The following is a 15,693-nucleotide window of genomic DNA, read 5'->3' as shown; positions in this document are numbered from 1 at the left end:
GCAATGACGACCCCACAATCGAACGAAAAACACCTCTGGGTCTCCTGGGACGAATACCATCGCCTGATCGAGCGCCTGGCGCTCAAGGTGCATGAATCGGGCTGGAAATTCGACCAGGTGCTGTGCCTGGCGCGCGGCGGCGTGCGTCCGGGCGACGTGTTCTCGCGCATCTTCGACGTGCCGCTGGCGATCCTGTCGACCAGCTCCTACCGCGCCGACAAGGGCACCGTGCAGGGCGACCTGGACATCGCCAAATACATGACGATGACCAAGGGCCCGCTGGCCGGCCGCATCCTGCTGGTCGACGACCTGGCCGACTCGGGCGTCACGCTGATGAAGGTGATCGATCACCTGAAGTCCAACTTCGACGGCGTGAGGGAAGTGAAGACCGCGGTGATCTGGACCAAGGGCAGCTCGGCGTTCAAGCCGGACTACCAGATGGAAGAGCTGCCGCACAATCCATGGATCCACCAGCCGTTCGAGGACTACGACGGCCTGCGTCCGCACCAGCTGGCGGCCTGGATCAAGAAGGGCGAAACTGGCGGCTGATGCGCTGTAAGTGGCTCCCTTACTGGATTCCCGCAGTTTGTGGGAAAAAAACGACCTCCGGGTCGTTTTTTTATTTGCAATTGTATTTTGGAAACTATAGTTGTATAAATTGTCTGAAAAATGTCGAAAAAGAAATGTAATTTCCACATTGTATGTTATGATTGCTCCAAGTAAGGAAATGGCAGCAAAGCAGAACATCCTGCGGCTTGCCTTTTAGGGCCGTAGTTGGGCAAAACATCCAATAAGGAAATATTAATGAAACTGAAAAACTTTGCTGCCGCAGCTATTTGCGTTGCCGCCGGCGCCTTCGCAGCTCCTGCGATGGCAGACACCGTCACTTATGACATCACCGCCTTCACCGGCACCCCGACCAATATCGCATCGCTGCTGGACATCAAGCAATTCGACAGCACGCTGGGCGCACTGTCCAGCATCGAGATCGAGTACAGCTCGGTGGTGTATGGTCAGCTGCTGGCCAGCAACGCCAACACCCGCGCCGACAAAGCCGTCAACGGCACGCTGGGCGCAACGATGACCCTGACCGGTCCAGGCAGCCTGCTGCTGGGTTCCACCAGCGGCACCGTGTTTTCTGGCGCCGGCATTGCGCACAAGGCCACCGCGCTGACCCTGGTCCTGGACGGTGAAAAGAACCTGTCGACCGACGTGGTGCTGGACAGCGGCTCGTTCGAGCTGTTCACCGGTACCGGCAATGTGCAGGCGAATTTCTCGCTGATCGCCGACGGTACCAAGTCGGGCGGCACGGGCGTGCTCACCAAGTTCGCCACCACCGCTTCGGGCATCGGCCACGTCACCTATACCTACACCGTCGCGGCGCCGGTACCTGAGCCGGAAACCTACGGCATGATGCTGTTGGGCCTAGGCGCTATTGCCTTTGTCGCCAAGCGCAAATCGCGCGCAGCCTGAGCCACGTCACCAACACGATTGCGGATAACATATGAAAAACCTGACCACCACCATCTTTGCCACCGCGGCCCTGACCCTCGCGCTGGGCGCCAGCGCAGCCACCGTGCAGCTGCCGACGATCACCACCGCGACGGCGTATGACGTCGAATACAACGGCGGCGACCTGAGCTTTGACAAGTTCAACCCATCGCTGGGCAATCTGACCTCGGTACAGTTCGAACTGTTCAACACCATCAACGGTTCGATCTATGTCTCCAACGATGCCTTGTCCGGCGCTCCGGCGACCTTCACCGTCACCACCGGCGGTCAACTGGACAGCGCAGTGGGCGGCGGTACGCTGAGCACCCTGGCGACCACCACCAAGGTGTTCAACCTGGCGGCCGGCACCGACTCGACGCTGACTCTGGATCCCTGGACCACCACCAATTCCGTGACCATCAACTCGGCTGGACAACTGGGCGCCTTCACCGGCCCCGGCACCTACCACGCGCTGCTGAGCGGCTGGTCGTCGGACAGCCTGTCGGGTACCGGCAATGCCAGCTACTTCACCAACATTACGATGGACGGCTACGCAAAGGTCACCTACACCTACACCACGCTGCCGGTACCTGAGCCGGAAACCTACGCCATGCTGCTGGCCGGCCTGGGCCTGGTGGGCGCCATCGCCCGCCGCCGCAAATCGGCATAAGCCGAATCCGGTGGTACACTGCAAACGGGAGCTTCGGCTCCCGTTTTTCTTTTGACCCGATACTTTCCATGACCCAGAACTTCTTCCAGACCTTCATCCTGCTGCTGCTGGTGACCGACCCCTTCGGCAACGTGCCGCTGTTCGCCAGCGTGCTCAATCCGGTGCCGGTGGCGCGCCGCTCACGCATCGTCATCCGCGAGTGCGCGATCGCCTTCGTGCTGCTGCTGGTGTTCATGTTCTTCGGCCGCCACTTCCTGACCGCGCTGCAGCTGTCGGAAGTGTCGTTGCGCATTGGCGGCAGCGTGATCCTGCTGCTGATCTCGATCCGCATGATCTTCCCGCACCCGGACGGCGTGCTGGGCCGCACCGAAGGCGGCGAACCGTTCATCGTGCCGCTGGCGATTCCGGCGCTGGCCGGTCCGTCGGCGCTGGCCACCGTGCTGCTGTTCTCGCGCGAGAGCACCGGCGAGGTGCTGGTGCACGTGGCCGCGCTGGCGGCGGTCGGCGTGGTGTGGCTGGCGGTGTTCCTCAGCGCCGAGAAGCTGCAGAAGGTGCTCGGCCCGCAGGTGATGACCGCCTTCGAACGCCTGATGGGCCTGATCCTGACCGCGATGTCGGTCGAGATGCTGCTTGGCGGCATACGCGAGTTCGTCAAGACCCTTTAAGGTTTTGCCGCAGCGGCGGCGGCAGGGCGGGCGCGTAAGTCGGCCGCCACCGTGTCGAGCAGGCGGTAGGCGCGGGCGCGGTCGTTCTCGCCTTCGGCCGGCAGCACCGGCAAGTCCGGCTTGACGCCGGCCACTTCGTTGCCGTCGTCGGCCCGCAGCCGTACGCAGTTCGGCACGCGGTAGCGCAGGCGGGAGCGGGGCAGTTCCACCGGCGGCACGTCCGCCATGAAGCCGCAGCCGTCGCCCGGCCCACAGTGCGGGCGCCGACCGCATCGTGCATCAGCGCGGCGAACATCTCGGCCGACGATGCCGTGCCGCTGTCGGTCAGCACATATGCCGGCCCGTTCCAGGCGCCGCGTAAGCCGTCGACGCCGGCGGCCCAGTAGATGCTGGAGGCGATAGTCTGGTTGCCGAACGACTTGGGCGGCAGGTAGGCCGCCTGGCCGCTGGCGTAGCCCGCGTCGATCAACCGGCTGCAGCCCTGCGGCTGCCAGGGCCGCTGCTCGGTCCACACCCACGACAGGTCGCAGTGCCGCGCGGCGATGCCGGCCTTGCGCGCTTCAAACGCGGCGATCGATTGTTCCAGCATGGCCCGCGCTTCCGGCGTGGCGTCCTTTTCCTTTTGCGCCGCGCGCAACTGCGCCAGTTGCTCGTCAAAATACTGCGCGGCCAGCGGCGCGGCGCTCATCATCAGCCGGGCGGAATGGACGTCGTTCGCGGTGAACAGGCGGGCGGCCCAGTCGCCGGTGTCGTTGCCGCCCGAGTTGCCGCCGACGTCGGCGATCACGGCCGCCACTTTTTGCTCGCGGAAGTGGCGCAGCTGCGCCGCCAGCGTTTGCATCCAGGCCGCGCTGGCGGCGCTGCGCACCGGCGCCACGTCGGCCTCGCTCATGGCGCCATCCGCCTGACGTTCGCGCCAGGCTTCCATGCAGGAGTTGGGCGACGAGTCCTGTTCGCGGAAGCGCGCGATGCGCACGATGCCGAGGCGCGTGCCGTCCGGCGCCGTGACGACGCCGGCGCGGAAGGCGCGCGCCAGGCCGTCGGCTTCCAGCATGGTGCCGGGCAGGCTCTCAAACGGCAGCGAGAACGCCACGCTGCGGAACGGCGCATAGCCGAGCGCCGCGCAGGCCTGCCTTGCGCCGCCGGCGGGGAGAAGTGGCCGTCATGAAAACCGCCGACGAAAGCGGTCAGCTCCCGTTGCAAGCAGCAGGGCGGCGGCGATCAGTGGTTTCATCTGGACAGAAAGGTACTGTTGAGAAAAAGACTTTACAACACAACAGTAAGGCGCGTAGACTTTGTTTTTATCGCATGTAACCGGTTACATTTCGCTTGAATCGTCACCGGTTTTATTTTCGATAGCAATGTAACCGGTTACATTTTTCTGAAAGCAACAAATGGCGATCACGATCAAGGATGTGGCACAGGAAGCGGGAGTCTCGGTGGCCTCGGTGTCGCGCGCGCTCAACGGCCATGCCAGCATCACCGACGACACCCGCAAGCATATCCTGGCGGTGGTCAAGCGCATGCGCTACATGCCGCACGTCGGCGCGCGCAGCCTGACCACCAGCTTCACCAACACCATCGGCGTGCTGCTGCCCGACCTGTACGGCGAATTTTTCTCGGAGATGATACGCGGCATAGACGGCGCCGCGCGCCGCCGCGGCCTGCACCTGATGGTCTCCAGCCTGCACGGCGACGCCGACGAGGCGGCGCTGGCGATCCGCGCCATGCGCGGCCGCGTGGACGGCCTGCTGGTGATGTCGCCGCACGTCGATGCGGCCTTCCTGTCCGATAACCTGCCGGAAGACCTGCCCATCGTGCTGATGAACACCGTCGCCGGCGGCACCCAGTATCCGTCGATCTCGGTCGACAACTACAGCGCCGCCTACGCCATGGTGGCCCACCTGGCGGCGCGCGGCTACCGCGAGATCGCCTTCCTGGCCGGCCCGTCCGGCAACTTCGAGGCGCAGGAGCGTTTGCGCGGCTACCGCGCCGCACTGGCCGAGCTGGCGCCGGGCGCCACGGCGCAGGTGTACGAGGGCGACTTCTCCGAGCAGTCCGGCCAGGCCGTAGGCCAGGCACTGCTGGCGATGGAGGCGGCGCGCCGTCCGCACGCGCTGTTCGCCGCCAACGACATGATGGCCATCGGCGCGCTGCTGGCGCTCAAGCAGGGCGGCCTGCAGCTGCCTCAGGACATGGCGCTGGCCGGCTTCGATGATATTCCGATCGCGCGCTACGTCAGCCCGGCGCTGACCACCGTGCGCGTGCCGATCGCCGACCTGGGCGTGCAGGCGCTGGAAAACCTGGTGGCCCGTATCGGCCAACCGGGCAGCCTGCCGTCGGCCACCGTGCAGACACTGGGCGCCGAACTGGTGGCGCGCGCTTCGACGGGAGAATCCACACCCTCATAACTTGCAGTTCCGCTTTTGCTTCATGCCCTAGATGTACACAACAAAAATCAGGAGACAAACATGAAAACACCACCACGGCAATTGCCTGCATTACGCTTGTCCGTCATGGCAGCCTCGCTGGCCGCCGCCTTGCTGACGGCGCCATACGCCGGCGCGCAACTGAGCAGCGCCACCATCCAGGGCCAGGTCACGGCCAGCAACGCGGCACCGTCGGCCGGTACGCCGGTCAGCGCCACCAACCAGTTGAACGGTTATGTCTATCGCACCACCACCCGCGCGGACGGCAGCTATGTGCTGAGCGGCGTGGCCCCCGGCACCTACCAGATCAACGTTGGCGAGCAGAAGGCGGAGCTGGTCACCGTCAGCGTCGGCCAGACCAGCCAGGTCAACCTGGCGCTGCAAGGCGGCGTGCAGCAGGTGGTCATCACCGGTTCGGCCACGCGGCGCGACGTCGCCGGCTCCGAGGTCGGCACCTCGGTCTCGCGCGAGCAGATCGAGAAGCTGCCGCAGGTGACGCGCAACTTCCTGTCCTTCGCCGACCTGGCGCCCGGCGTGCGTTTCAACGTCGACGGCAGCGGCAACGTCAAGGTGCAGAGCGGCGCGCAGAACCAGGACAACGTCAACGTCTTCATCGACGGCGTCAGCCAGAAGAACAACATCCTGCGCGGCGGCGTGTCGGGCATCGATTCCAGCCGCGGCAATCCGTTCCCGCAATCGGCGGTGGCCGAGTACAAGGTGATCGCGCAGAACTACAAGGCGGAATTCGACCAGGTGTCGAGCGCCGCGATCACGGCCGTCACCAAGTCCGGCGGCAACCAGCTGCATGGCGACGTGTTCTGGGATCACACCGGCACCAACCTGACCGCGCTCGATCCGTTCCAGAAGGAAGCGCAGCGCCAGGGCATCGGCCGGCCGGCGTCGTCGCAGGACCAGTACGGCGTGACGCTGGGCGGTCCGATCAAGCAGGACGTGGCGCACTTCTTCTTCGCGTATGAAGGCAAGAAGATCGACAGCCCGCGCCAGGTGCTGGCACAGCGCACCGACCTGCTGCCCAACGCCGGCATCGTGCCGTCGCTGCTGGCGCAGCAGGGTTCGTCGGTGTCGTCGTTCAAGGAAAACCTGTTCCTGCTGAAGGTGGACGCGCAGGTCGACCGCGACCAGCGCATCGAGGCGACCGCGCGCATCCGCCGCGAGACGGACCTGATCCCGGAGGATGCGAAGCTGAGCGTGGCGGAGAATGTCCTCAACCGCAGCAACGACGAGGACCGCTTCGACTTCAAACATGAATGGAGCAACGACCGCTGGCTCAACGAGGCGCGGCTGGGCTACGAAAAATACAGCTGGAATCCGCACTCGAACGCCAACAAGCCGTACATCCGCTACCAGGTCTCGCCGAGCAACACCGACAACAACGTGGTCGACGTGCTGATCACCGGCGGTTCGCCGAACAACCAGTTCCGCGAACAAAGCGGCACGCTGCTGCAGGACGACCTGACCTACACCGGCAAGGCCGGCCACACGATGAAGGGTGGCGTCAAGGTCAAGCACATCAGCTACGACTTGTCGGGCACCGCGCGCGCGGTCGACCAGATCTACGAGCGCATCGACACCGTGACCGGCCTGCCGAGCATCATCCGCACCGATCCGGCGATTCCCGCCAGCGGCGTCAACTTCGCCAACAACCAGTATGGCGTCTACTTCCAGGACGACTGGCAGGCCAGCGACAAGCTGCTGCTGAATCTCGGCCTGCGCTACGACTACGAAGACAATATGCTGAACGACAGCTATGCCACGCCGGCCGACCGCGTCGCCATCTTCGACAAGCAGGATCCGCGCGACGGTGCGCCGGCGGGGCAGACCTATGCGCAGTCGCTGGCCAAGGGCGGCATCAACATCAAGGACTACATCAGCACCGGCAGCAACCGCAAGCCGTTCAAGAACGCGTGGGCGCCGCGGCTGGGGCTGTCCTACGACATCAAGGGAGATCTCTCCTCGGTACTGTTCGCGGGCTGGGGCCGTGCCTACGACCGCACCATCGCCAACCACGCGCTGGACGAATCGCAGAAGAACGCGCAGCCCGGCGGCGAGATCTGGATGATCAAGAGCGACCACAAGATGGCGTACACCGACCAGTTCAGCTTCGGCCTGCGCCAGGCGCTGGGCATCTGGAACGGCGAGGCGGGCTACACCAACTCGCGCAGCCATAATCAGTTCAACTGGTTCGGCGGCAACCGCGATCCCAAGGGTGGCTGGGGCAACGCCAGCCCGATCGATCCGCTGTGGGGTTCCGTTCCCGGTTTCAGCACGCTGATTCTGGGCGACTTCATCACCGAAGCGAAGACCGATTCGGCCTACCTGAAGATGGACAAGCCATACTCCAAGGCTTCCACATGGAGCCTGGGCGCGACCTATACCTACAGCCGCGGCGAGACCACCAACAAGGAATGGACCAACGATATCTTCAACTGGACCTACGGCCGCTTCGCCGGCGCCTGGAATCCGTCGACCGACGTCGAGCGCCATCGCCTGGTGGTGGCCGGCGTGAGCGATGGCTGGCTGCCATGGGGCTTGATGTTGTCCGGGAAGCTGACCCTGGGTTCCGGCCTGCCGTACCGTATCACCGACTGCTCGAAAGGCTTCGACCATTGCGTGTCCGCCAAGGGCAACGGCGACGCCTTCCATCAGATCGATGTCGGCTTGTCGAAGGAAGTCGGTTTCCGCTTCGGCAAGGTATCGCTGCGGGCGGACGTGCTCAATCTGTTCAACAGCATCAACTACGGCGGCTACGACGGCTGGGGTGGTGGCCCGGGCAATCCGCAGAACCGCCTCGGCGGCGACAACAAGAACCTGGGTACGCCGAATTCGGTCGGCGGCCCGATGCGCACTGTGAAGTTCAGTGCCCGCTATGCGTTCTGAGGTAACGATCTTGACGATGCCACGTACCTCGCGCGCCGTTGCCAGCCTTGCCTTCGCGGTAGCGGCGCTGTGCAACGGCGCCGCCGTCGCTCGCGACACGGCGCTGCCGCCGCTGTTCGACCAGCTCGAACAGCGGACCTTCAACTTCTTCTGGGAGACCGCCAATCCCGCAAACGGGTTGGTGCCGGACCGCTATCCCACGCCATCGTTTTCCAGCGTGGCGGCGGTCGGCTTCGGCCTGACCGCCTACCCGGTCGGCGTGGAACGCGGCTACATCACGCGCCAGCAGGCGCGCGACCGCGTGCTGACGACGCTGCGCTTCTTCCGCAACGCGCCGCAAGGCGGCGCGAAGGGAACGGGCACCAGCGGCCACAAGGGTTTCTTCTATCACTTCCTCGACATGAAGACGGGGCTGCGCTACAACGACAAGGTTGAGTTGTCGACCGTGGACACGGCGCTGTTCCTGGCCGGCGCCTTGTTCTGCCAGTCCTACTTCGACGGCGACGACGCCTCTGAAAAGGAAATCCGCAAGCTGGCCGCGGAAATCTACGAGCGCGTCGACTGGACCTGGGCGCAGGCGCGCAAGCCGTCCATCGCGCTGGGATGGCATCCCGAGTCCGGCTTCATCGGCTACGACTGGAAGGGCTACAACGAGGCGATGCTGATCTACGTGCTGGCGCTTGGCTCACCGTCGCACCCGGTACAGCCGGATGCCTGGAAGGCATGGACCAGCAACTACGCCAAGAGCCTGGAAGGCACGGGCGACAAGGAACACCTGGGCTTCCCGTCGATGTTCATCCACCAGTACAGCCATGTGTGGATAGACTTCCGCAATATCCGCGACGCCTACATGCGCGAGCGCGGCTACGACTATTTTGAAAACAGCCGCCGCGCCACCTATGCGCAGCAGTCGTACGCCATCGCCAATCCGCTGGCCTGCAAGGGCTATGGCGCTAATGTCTGGGGCATCACCGCCAGCGACGGCCCGGTCGACAAGGTGCTGGACTACGGCGGCTCGAAACTGCCGTTCCGTACATACGCCGCGCGCGGCATCGGCGGCCTGACGACCTACGACGACTGCACGCTGGCGCCGACCGCGGTCGCCGCGTCGCTGCCGTTCGCGCCGGAGATCGTCATTCCCGCCGTGCTGGAGATGAAGCAGCGCTACGGCGATTTCATATACGGCCAGTACGGCTTCCTCGATGCATTCAACCCCAGCTTCACCTACGACATCCAGGTGTCGCAGGGGCGCGTGGTGGCGGGCAAGGGCTGGGTCGACAGCGACTATCTCGGCATCGACCAGGGACCGATCATCGCCATGACGGAAAACTATCGCAGCGATTTGATCTGGCGCGTCATGCGCGGCAATCCGGCGATCCGGCGCGGCCTTGAGCGCGCAGGCTTCACCGGCGGCTGGCTGGCCAAATGACGCGACGCGCCTTCTCCGCCTTGGCTCTGCTGGTACTGGCCGGCGCCACGCTGCTGTCTTCCTGCGCGCCGCGCCAGGAGCAGGGCGTGGTGCTGAAATTCTGGGCCATGGGGCGCGAGGGCGAGGTGGTCACCGCGTTGATGCCGGAGTTCGAACGCACGCATCCCGGCGTGCGCGTCGAGGTGCAGCAGCTGCCGTGGACCGCCGCCCACGAAAAGCTGCTGACGGCTTTCGCCGGCGACGTCATGCCGGATATTTTCCAGCTCGGGAATACCTGGGTGCCGGAGTTCAAGGCGATCGGCGCGCTGCAGTCGCTGGACGCGCCCGTCGCGGCCTCGCAACTGGTAACGCCGTCCGATTACTTCCCCGGCATCTGGGACACCAACATGGTGGACGGCAAGCTGTGGGGCGTGCCGTGGTATGTCGATACGCGGGTGATGTTTTACCGCCGCGACATGCTGGCACGCGCCGGTTACGCCAAGCCGCCGCAGACGTGGGCCGAGTGGATGAAGGCAATGAGCGCGATCAAGCGCATTGTCGGTCCGGACAACTACGCCATCCTGCTGCCCAGCGACGAATTCGAGCCGCTGCTGGCGTTGGCCCTGCAGCAGGACGAACCGTTGTTGCGCGACGGCGGTCGTTACGGCAATTTCCGCAGCGCCGGATTCCAGCGCAGCCTGCAGCTTTATGCCGACATGTATGCGCAGAAGCTGGCGCCTTTGAACCGCATCACCAATGTTTATCATGAATTCGGCATGGGCTATGTCTCCTTCTACATCTCCGGTCCGTGGAATATGGGCGAGTTCAAACGCCGCCTGCCAGCGGAGCAGCAGGACAGCTGGATGACGGCCATCCTGCCCGGACCTTCCGGCCCCGCCGCGTCGATTGCCGGCGGTTCCAGCCTGGTGCTGGCGGCGGCGTCGAAGCACCAGCGCGAGGCCTGGCAGCTGATCGAATACCTGTCGCGTACCGAAACCATGGCGCGCTTCCACGAATTGACCGGCGATCTGCCGCCGCGCCGCAGCAACTGGACCTTGCCCCGCCTGGCGAACGACGCTTATGCCGACGCCTTCGGCCAGCAGCTCGAACGCGTCAAGCCCGCGCCCAAGGTGCCGGAGTGGGAGCAGATCGCCACCGAAATGCGGCTGGTCGCCGAACGTGTGACGCATAACGAACTGACGGTCGCGCAAGCCGCCGCCGAGCTGGACGCCAAGGCCGATCACATCCTCGAAAAGCGCCGCTGGATGCTGGCGCGGAAGGAGGGGCGATGAATTCCCAACGCGCCGCATGGTGCTTCGCCGGGCCGGCGCTGCTGGTCATCAGCGTGTTCTTCTTCCTGCCGGTGCTGGCTGCACTGGCCATGAGCCTGACCGACTTCGATATCTACGCGCTGGCCAACCTGGATAACCTGCGCTTCGTGGGGCTGCGCAATTACGTCCAGCTGCTGCAAACGCCGCTGTTTTGGCAGGCGCTGGGCAACACGCTGTATTTCGTCGTGGCCGGCGTACCGCTGTCGATTGCGGCTTCGCTGGGTGCGGCGCTGCTGCTGCATTCGCGGCTGACGCGCTTCAAGGGCTTGTTCCGCACGGCGTTCTTCGCGCCGGTGGTGACCTCGCTGGTGGCGGTGGCGGTGATCTGGCGCTACCTGCTGCACACGCGCTACGGCATGATCAACTACGGGCTGGGCGAACTGGGTATCTCGCCGGTTGACTGGCTCAACGATCCGCACTGGGCGATGCCGGCGATTATCCTGTTCGCGCTGTGGAAGAACTTCGGCTACAACATGATCATTTTCCTCGCCGGGCTGCAAAGCATACCGGACGACCTGTACGAGGCGGCTGGTCTCGATGGTGCCGGCGTGTGGTCGCAATTCCGTTACATCACCTGGCCGATGCTGGGGCCTACGCTGCTGATGGTCAGCATCCTGAGCATGTCCGGCTACTTCCAGCTGTTCGCGGAACCGTATGTGATGACGCAGGGCGGGCCGGTGCAAAGCACGGTCAGCGTGTTGTACTTCATGTATGAGCAGGGCTTCAAGTGGTGGAACCTGGGTGCCGCGTCGGCGGTGGCCTTCGTGCTGTTCGCGATCATGTTCTGCGTCACGCTGCTGCAGCTGCGCTTTGCCAGGGGAGGCGAGGTATGAGCCTCTTGCACAACAAGCCGCGCGCGTTGCTGCTCAATGGGCTGATGCTGGGCGCCGGCATACTGACCTTGTTTCCGCTGCTGTGGATGCTGTCGGTGTCGCTGATGGCGCCGGGCGAATCAAGTTCGTTCCCGCTGCCGCTGGTGCCGCGTTCGGCCACGCTGCACAATTACCGCGAGTTGTTCAGCCATGCCGGCATCGGCCAGTACTTGCTCAACAGTGTGCTGCTGTCGTGCGCGGCCACGCTGCTGTCGCTGCTGTTCAATGTCAGCGCCGGCTATGCGTTCGCCAAGCTGCGCTTCCAGGGCCGCGACCGCATCTTCAAGGTGATGCTGGGCGCGCTGGTGATTCCAAGCCAAGTGGCGATGCTGCCGCTGTTCCTGCTTTTGAAGTACATGGGACTGGTGAACAGCTACGGCGCCGTGCTGGTGCCGGCGATGGCGGGTATCTTCGGCATCTTCCTGGTGCGCCAGTACGCGCTGACGATACCGGACGCCTTGCTGGAGGCGGCGCGCATGGACGGCGCAAGCGAGTTCCAGATTTTCCGCATCATCGTGCTGCCGCTGTTGACGCCTATCCTCGTCACGTTGGGTATCTTCACCTTCCTCGGCACCTGGAATGATTTCATGTGGCCGCTGATCGTGTTGACCGACAAGGACTTGTACACGCTGCCGGTGGCGCTGGCATCGCTGTCGCGCGAGCATGTGCAGGACAATGAGCTGATGATGGCCGGATCGGTGTTGACCATCCTGCCGGTGCTGCTGTTGTTCCTCGGCCTGCAGCGCTACTACATCCAGGGCTTGCTGGTGGGGAGCGTCAAGGGATGAAGGCGATACGCATATTGCTTGCATTGCTTGCCGTCGTCGCACTGGCTGCGGGCGCACAGGAAAACGTCCGCACGCTGGACGATTTTTCCAACGTCGACCTGTGGCAGGCGCAAGCCTCCGACGGCGTGCAGTCGCACGCCAGCGCCGCCGACGGTGGATTGCGCCTGGGCTTCGACTTTGCCGGCAAGGGAGGCTACGCCTTCGTGCGCCGCAGCCTGCCGCTGGACCTGCCGGATAATTACGAGATCTCGTTCTATGTGCGTGCCGATGCGCCGGCCAATCACTTCGAGTTCAAGTTGACCGACGCCAGCGGCGACAACGTCTGGTGGTTCCAGCAGCAGAACTATGTCTTTCCCAAGCAGTGGCAACTGGTGCGCATCAAGAAGCGTCAGATACTGTTCGCCTGGGGACCAGCCAAGGACCACAACCTGAGACACGCCGACAAGATCGAGTTCGTCGTCAGCGCCGGCAGCGGCGGCGGCAGCGGCGCGATCTACGTCCGCGACCTGGCGATACGCGCGTTGCCGCCGGCGCCGGCCGTCTGGCCTGCGGCCAAGGCAAGCGCCTCCAGCGCCGTGCCATCGCATGGCGCCGGTTTGGCCCTGGACGGCGACGCGTCTACCGCGTGGATCAGCAAGCCCGCTGCCGGCAAGCCTCAACAACTGGTGATCGATCTCGGTGTCGAGCGCGAGTTCGGCGGACTGATACTGCATTGGCAAGGCCGCCGCCATGCGCGTGCCTACGATGTCGAGTTGTCCGCCGATGGCCGGCAATGGCAGATAGTACGCCGCGTCAGCGTGGGCAACGGCGGCGACGATCCGCTGCGGTTACCCGAATCGGAAGCGCGCTATATTCGTCTGACGCTGCGAGATGGTCCCGGCGCCGCCGCCGGCTACGCGTTAGCCGAGGTGGAATTGAAAGATTTGGCTTTCGGTGCCACGCCGAACCAGTTCATCGCGGCGGTGGCGCAAACCGCGCCGCGCGGCCTGTACCCGCGAGGCTTCTCCGGCCAGCAGACATATTGGACGCTGGTCGGCGTCGATGGCGGCGGCGACCACAGTGCCTTGATCTCCGAGGACGGCGCGCTGGAGGCGAAGCAGAGCGGCTTTTCGCTGGAGCCTTTTGTGCAGGAAGGCGGCAAGCTGCTTGGTTGGGCCGATGTTCAAGTCAGCCAAAGCCTACGCGATGGCTACCTGCCGGTACCGACGGTGCTGTGGCGCCATCCAACGTGGACATTGAACGTGACGGCTGCGGCGGCGGGCACACCGGCATCGTCGCAACTGCTGGCGCGCTATGAGTTGACGAACCTCACCGCAGCAAGCAAGAAGCTGAAGCTGGTGCTGGCTGTACGGCCCTTCCAGGTCAACGCGCCGCGCCAGTTCCTCAACACGCCCGGCGGCTTCAGCGCGATCAATGACCTGCGGTGGGACGGCAGGGCGCTTATCGTCAACAACGACGCCAAGGTTTATCCGTTGCAGCCGCCGGCAAGCGTAGCGATTTCCACATTCGATGCCGGTCTGTTGCCACAACCTGTCCACCGCGATACCTCTCCGCTGGCGACACACGATGATACCGGCATGGCCTCCGCCGCGCTGACCTACGAGATCACCTTGCCACCGCACGGCAGCGTGGTGTTGGGTGCCGTCCTGCCGATGGCCGGAGCAGCCTTGTCGAGCGTTCCACGCACAGCCGCATGGATCACCGGAGAACAGGACAAGGTCGCCGCCGAATGGCGCGAGAAGCTGAATCAAGTCACGCTGAACGTTCCGCCACAGGGCCAGCACATGGCCGACACGCTGCTATCTTCCCTGGCTCACATCCTGATGACGCGCGAAGGCGCGGCGCTGCAGCCGGGAACGCGCTCCTACCGCCGCTCATGGATACGCGATGGCGCCATGATGTCGGAAGCTTTGCTGCGTCTGGGCCAGCCGTCCATCGCCGCCGATTACCTGCACTGGTATGCGCCGTACCAGTTCGATAGCGGTAAAGTTCCATGCTGCGTCGACCGGCGCGGCGCCGATCCGGTACCGGAGAACGATAGCCACGGAGAGTTGATCTTCCTGGCCGCCGAACTCTATCGCTACACACAGGACAAGGACGCGCTGGCCGCCGTCTGGCCGCGCATCGACGCCGCAGCCCGTTACATGGAGACGCTGCGCCAGTCCGAGCGTCGCATCGCGAACCCGGTGTTGTTCGGCCTGATGCCCGCATCGATCAGCCATGAAGGCTATTCCGAGAAGCCGATGCACTCCTACTGGGACGATTTCTGGGCCCTGCGCGGCTACAAGGATGCGGCCGACATGGCCGCCGTGCTGGGCGACACCGCCGCCGCCCAGCGTCTCGCAACCCAGCGCGACGAATTCCGTCACGACCTGTATGCATCGCTGGATGCCAGCACCAGGGCGCATGGCATCAGCTACCTGCCCGGCGCGGCGGAGTTGGGCGACTTCGACCCGACCTCGTCGACCATCGCGCTGACGCCCGGCGGCGAACAGCAGCACATCCCGCCGGTGCTGCTGCAATCGACCTACGAAAAATACTGGGACTTCTTCCGCGCCCGCCGCGACGGCAGCAAGGCCTGGGACGACTACACACCCTATGAGCTGCGCAACGTCAGCGCCTTCATCCGGCTGGGTTGGCGCGAGCGTGCGGCGGAGCTGCTGGACTATTTTTACGCCGACCAGCGTCCGCGCGCCTGGAACCAATGGGCTGAAGTGGTCGGCCGCGATGCCCGCCAGCCGCGCTTCCTCGGCGACATGCCGCATGGCTGGATCTCGTCGGACTACATCCGCGCGGCACTCGACTCGTTCGCTTATGAGCGCGAAGCCGATCACGCTCTGCTGCTGGGTGAGGGCGTACCGACGGCGTGGTTGCCGGGCGCCGGCATTGGTCTGCATGGCCTGCGTACGCCATATGGACCGCTCAGCTACTCGCTGGCGGCGCAGGGCACGAAGCTGACGCTGCGCATCGACGCCATGCCGCGCATGCCGCCCGGCGGCGTTATTTACACCTGGCCGTGGTCCGGCGTGCCGGGCGTCGCGCGTCTCAACGGCCAAGCGGTGAACTGGCAGGGCCGCCATATCACGATTACCAGTCTTCCAGCGGTCTTGCAGATCGATGGCGCACCGTTTTAACTTCCGC

At 64.5% G+C, this 15,693-nt stretch carries 13 protein-coding genes; 12 read left to right on the top strand and 1 reads right to left on the bottom strand.

From position 1 onward, the window contains the following. The first annotated feature begins 3 nt into the window (after window positions 1-3). The 4 genes from ACSQ3S_RS24690 to ACSQ3S_RS24675 all read left to right on the top strand — a co-directional run bounded on the left by ACSQ3S_RS24690 (window position 4) and on the right by ACSQ3S_RS24675 (window position 2,826). On the top strand, window positions 4-549 hold the full coding sequence (locus tag ACSQ3S_RS24690) for a phosphoribosyltransferase (RefSeq protein WP_436144073.1): 546 nt from the start codon (window positions 4-6) through the stop codon (window positions 547-549). Between the two features lie 255 nt (window positions 550-804). Then, complete coding sequence (locus tag ACSQ3S_RS24685) at window positions 805-1,473, top strand: choice-of-anchor E domain-containing protein (protein WP_436144072.1); 669 nt, start codon at window positions 805-807, stop codon at window positions 1,471-1,473. 31 nt (window positions 1,474-1,504) lie between these two features. Then, the gene (locus ACSQ3S_RS24680) at window positions 1,505-2,161 is read left to right on the top strand and encodes a choice-of-anchor E domain-containing protein (protein ID WP_436144071.1); all 657 of its coding nucleotides are present in this window, start codon (window positions 1,505-1,507) and stop codon (window positions 2,159-2,161) included. A gap of 68 nt (window positions 2,162-2,229) precedes the next feature. After that, window positions 2,230-2,826 (top strand): MarC family protein, encoded by a 597-nt coding sequence (locus ACSQ3S_RS24675; protein ID WP_070268658.1) that lies wholly within the window; start codon window positions 2,230-2,232, stop codon window positions 2,824-2,826. On the opposite strand, the gene ACSQ3S_RS24670 is transcribed toward ACSQ3S_RS24675, so the two are convergent. After that, on the bottom strand, window positions 2,813-3,919 hold the full coding sequence (locus ACSQ3S_RS24670) for a S41 family peptidase (RefSeq protein WP_436144070.1): 1,107 nt from the start codon (window positions 3,917-3,919) through the stop codon (window positions 2,813-2,815). The genes ACSQ3S_RS24675 and ACSQ3S_RS24670 overlap by 14 nt on opposite strands. Before the next feature lie 71 nt (window positions 3,920-3,990). Here ACSQ3S_RS24670 and ACSQ3S_RS24665 point away from each other — a divergent pair, with 71 nt between their 5' ends. The 8 genes from ACSQ3S_RS24665 to ACSQ3S_RS24630 all read left to right on the top strand — a co-directional run bounded on the left by ACSQ3S_RS24665 (window position 3,991) and on the right by ACSQ3S_RS24630 (window position 15,686). Beyond that, the gene (locus ACSQ3S_RS24665; protein ID WP_436144069.1) at window positions 3,991-4,140 is read left to right on the top strand and encodes a hypothetical protein; all 150 of its coding nucleotides are present in this window, start codon (window positions 3,991-3,993) and stop codon (window positions 4,138-4,140) included. Window positions 4,141-4,220: 80 nt separating this feature from the next. Next, the gene (locus tag ACSQ3S_RS24660; protein ID WP_176651940.1) at window positions 4,221-5,237 is read left to right on the top strand and encodes a LacI family DNA-binding transcriptional regulator; all 1,017 of its coding nucleotides are present in this window, start codon (window positions 4,221-4,223) and stop codon (window positions 5,235-5,237) included. Between the two features lie 60 nt (window positions 5,238-5,297). Then, window positions 5,298-8,153 carry a TonB-dependent receptor gene (locus ACSQ3S_RS24655; RefSeq protein WP_436144068.1) on the top strand — a complete coding sequence of 952 codons (2,856 nt, stop codon included), beginning with the start codon at window positions 5,298-5,300 and terminating at the stop codon, window positions 8,151-8,153. Window positions 8,154-8,169: 16 nt separating this feature from the next. Further along, a complete protein-coding gene (locus ACSQ3S_RS24650; protein ID WP_436145074.1) occupies window positions 8,170-9,582 on the top strand; it encodes a glucoamylase family protein in 1,413 nt (470 codons plus the stop codon). After that, window positions 9,579-10,853: a sugar ABC transporter substrate-binding protein gene (locus tag ACSQ3S_RS24645; RefSeq protein ID WP_436144067.1), complete on the top strand. Its 1,275-nt coding sequence runs from the start codon at window positions 9,579-9,581 to the stop codon at window positions 10,851-10,853. Before ACSQ3S_RS24650 ends, ACSQ3S_RS24645 begins: the two co-directional genes overlap by 4 nt. Next, on the top strand, window positions 10,850-11,725 hold the full coding sequence (locus ACSQ3S_RS24640) for a carbohydrate ABC transporter permease (RefSeq protein WP_176651936.1): 876 nt from the start codon (window positions 10,850-10,852) through the stop codon (window positions 11,723-11,725). The genes ACSQ3S_RS24645 and ACSQ3S_RS24640 overlap by 4 nt, the downstream gene beginning before the upstream one ends. Further along, on the top strand, window positions 11,722-12,552 hold the full coding sequence (locus ACSQ3S_RS24635; RefSeq protein ID WP_353402827.1) for a carbohydrate ABC transporter permease: 831 nt from the start codon (window positions 11,722-11,724) through the stop codon (window positions 12,550-12,552). The genes ACSQ3S_RS24640 and ACSQ3S_RS24635 overlap by 4 nt, the downstream gene beginning before the upstream one ends. Next, window positions 12,549-15,686, top strand: a complete 3,138-nt coding sequence (locus ACSQ3S_RS24630) for a discoidin domain-containing protein (RefSeq protein ID WP_436144066.1) — start codon at window positions 12,549-12,551, stop codon at window positions 15,684-15,686. Before ACSQ3S_RS24635 ends, ACSQ3S_RS24630 begins: the two co-directional genes overlap by 4 nt. Window positions 15,687-15,693 lie beyond the last annotated feature (7 nt).

The organism is Duganella sp. LjRoot269, from assembly GCF_964254095.1.
GTDB lineage: Bacteria > Pseudomonadota > Gammaproteobacteria > Burkholderiales > Burkholderiaceae_D > Rugamonas > Rugamonas hordei.
The sequence above is the reverse complement of the archived record's forward strand: the minus strand, read 5'-3'. Positions and strand labels throughout refer to the sequence as shown.

Bases quoted from the DNA above. Each gene is read 5' to 3' on its own strand.
- ACSQ3S_RS24690 (WP_436144073.1), top strand. From the start codon at position 4: ATGACGACCCCACAATCGAACGAAAAACACCTCTGGGTCTCCTGGGAC.
- ACSQ3S_RS24685 (WP_436144072.1), top strand. From the start codon at position 805: ATGAAACTGAAAAACTTTGCTGCCGCAGCTATTTGCGTTGCCGCCGGC.
- ACSQ3S_RS24680 (WP_436144071.1), top strand. From the start codon at position 1,505: ATGAAAAACCTGACCACCACCATCTTTGCCACCGCGGCCCTGACCCTC.
- ACSQ3S_RS24675 (WP_070268658.1), top strand. From the start codon at position 2,230: ATGACCCAGAACTTCTTCCAGACCTTCATCCTGCTGCTGCTGGTGACC.
- ACSQ3S_RS24665 (WP_436144069.1), top strand. From the start codon at position 3,991: ATGAAAACCGCCGACGAAAGCGGTCAGCTCCCGTTGCAAGCAGCAGGG.
- ACSQ3S_RS24660 (WP_176651940.1), top strand. From the start codon at position 4,221: ATGGCGATCACGATCAAGGATGTGGCACAGGAAGCGGGAGTCTCGGTG.
- ACSQ3S_RS24655 (WP_436144068.1), top strand. From the start codon at position 5,298: ATGAAAACACCACCACGGCAATTGCCTGCATTACGCTTGTCCGTCATG.
- ACSQ3S_RS24650 (WP_436145074.1), top strand. From the start codon at position 8,170: ATGCCACGTACCTCGCGCGCCGTTGCCAGCCTTGCCTTCGCGGTAGCG.
- ACSQ3S_RS24645 (WP_436144067.1), top strand. From the start codon at position 9,579: ATGACGCGACGCGCCTTCTCCGCCTTGGCTCTGCTGGTACTGGCCGGC.
- ACSQ3S_RS24640 (WP_176651936.1), top strand. From the start codon at position 10,850: ATGAATTCCCAACGCGCCGCATGGTGCTTCGCCGGGCCGGCGCTGCTG.
- ACSQ3S_RS24635 (WP_353402827.1), top strand. From the start codon at position 11,722: ATGAGCCTCTTGCACAACAAGCCGCGCGCGTTGCTGCTCAATGGGCTG.
- ACSQ3S_RS24630 (WP_436144066.1), top strand. From the start codon at position 12,549: ATGAAGGCGATACGCATATTGCTTGCATTGCTTGCCGTCGTCGCACTG.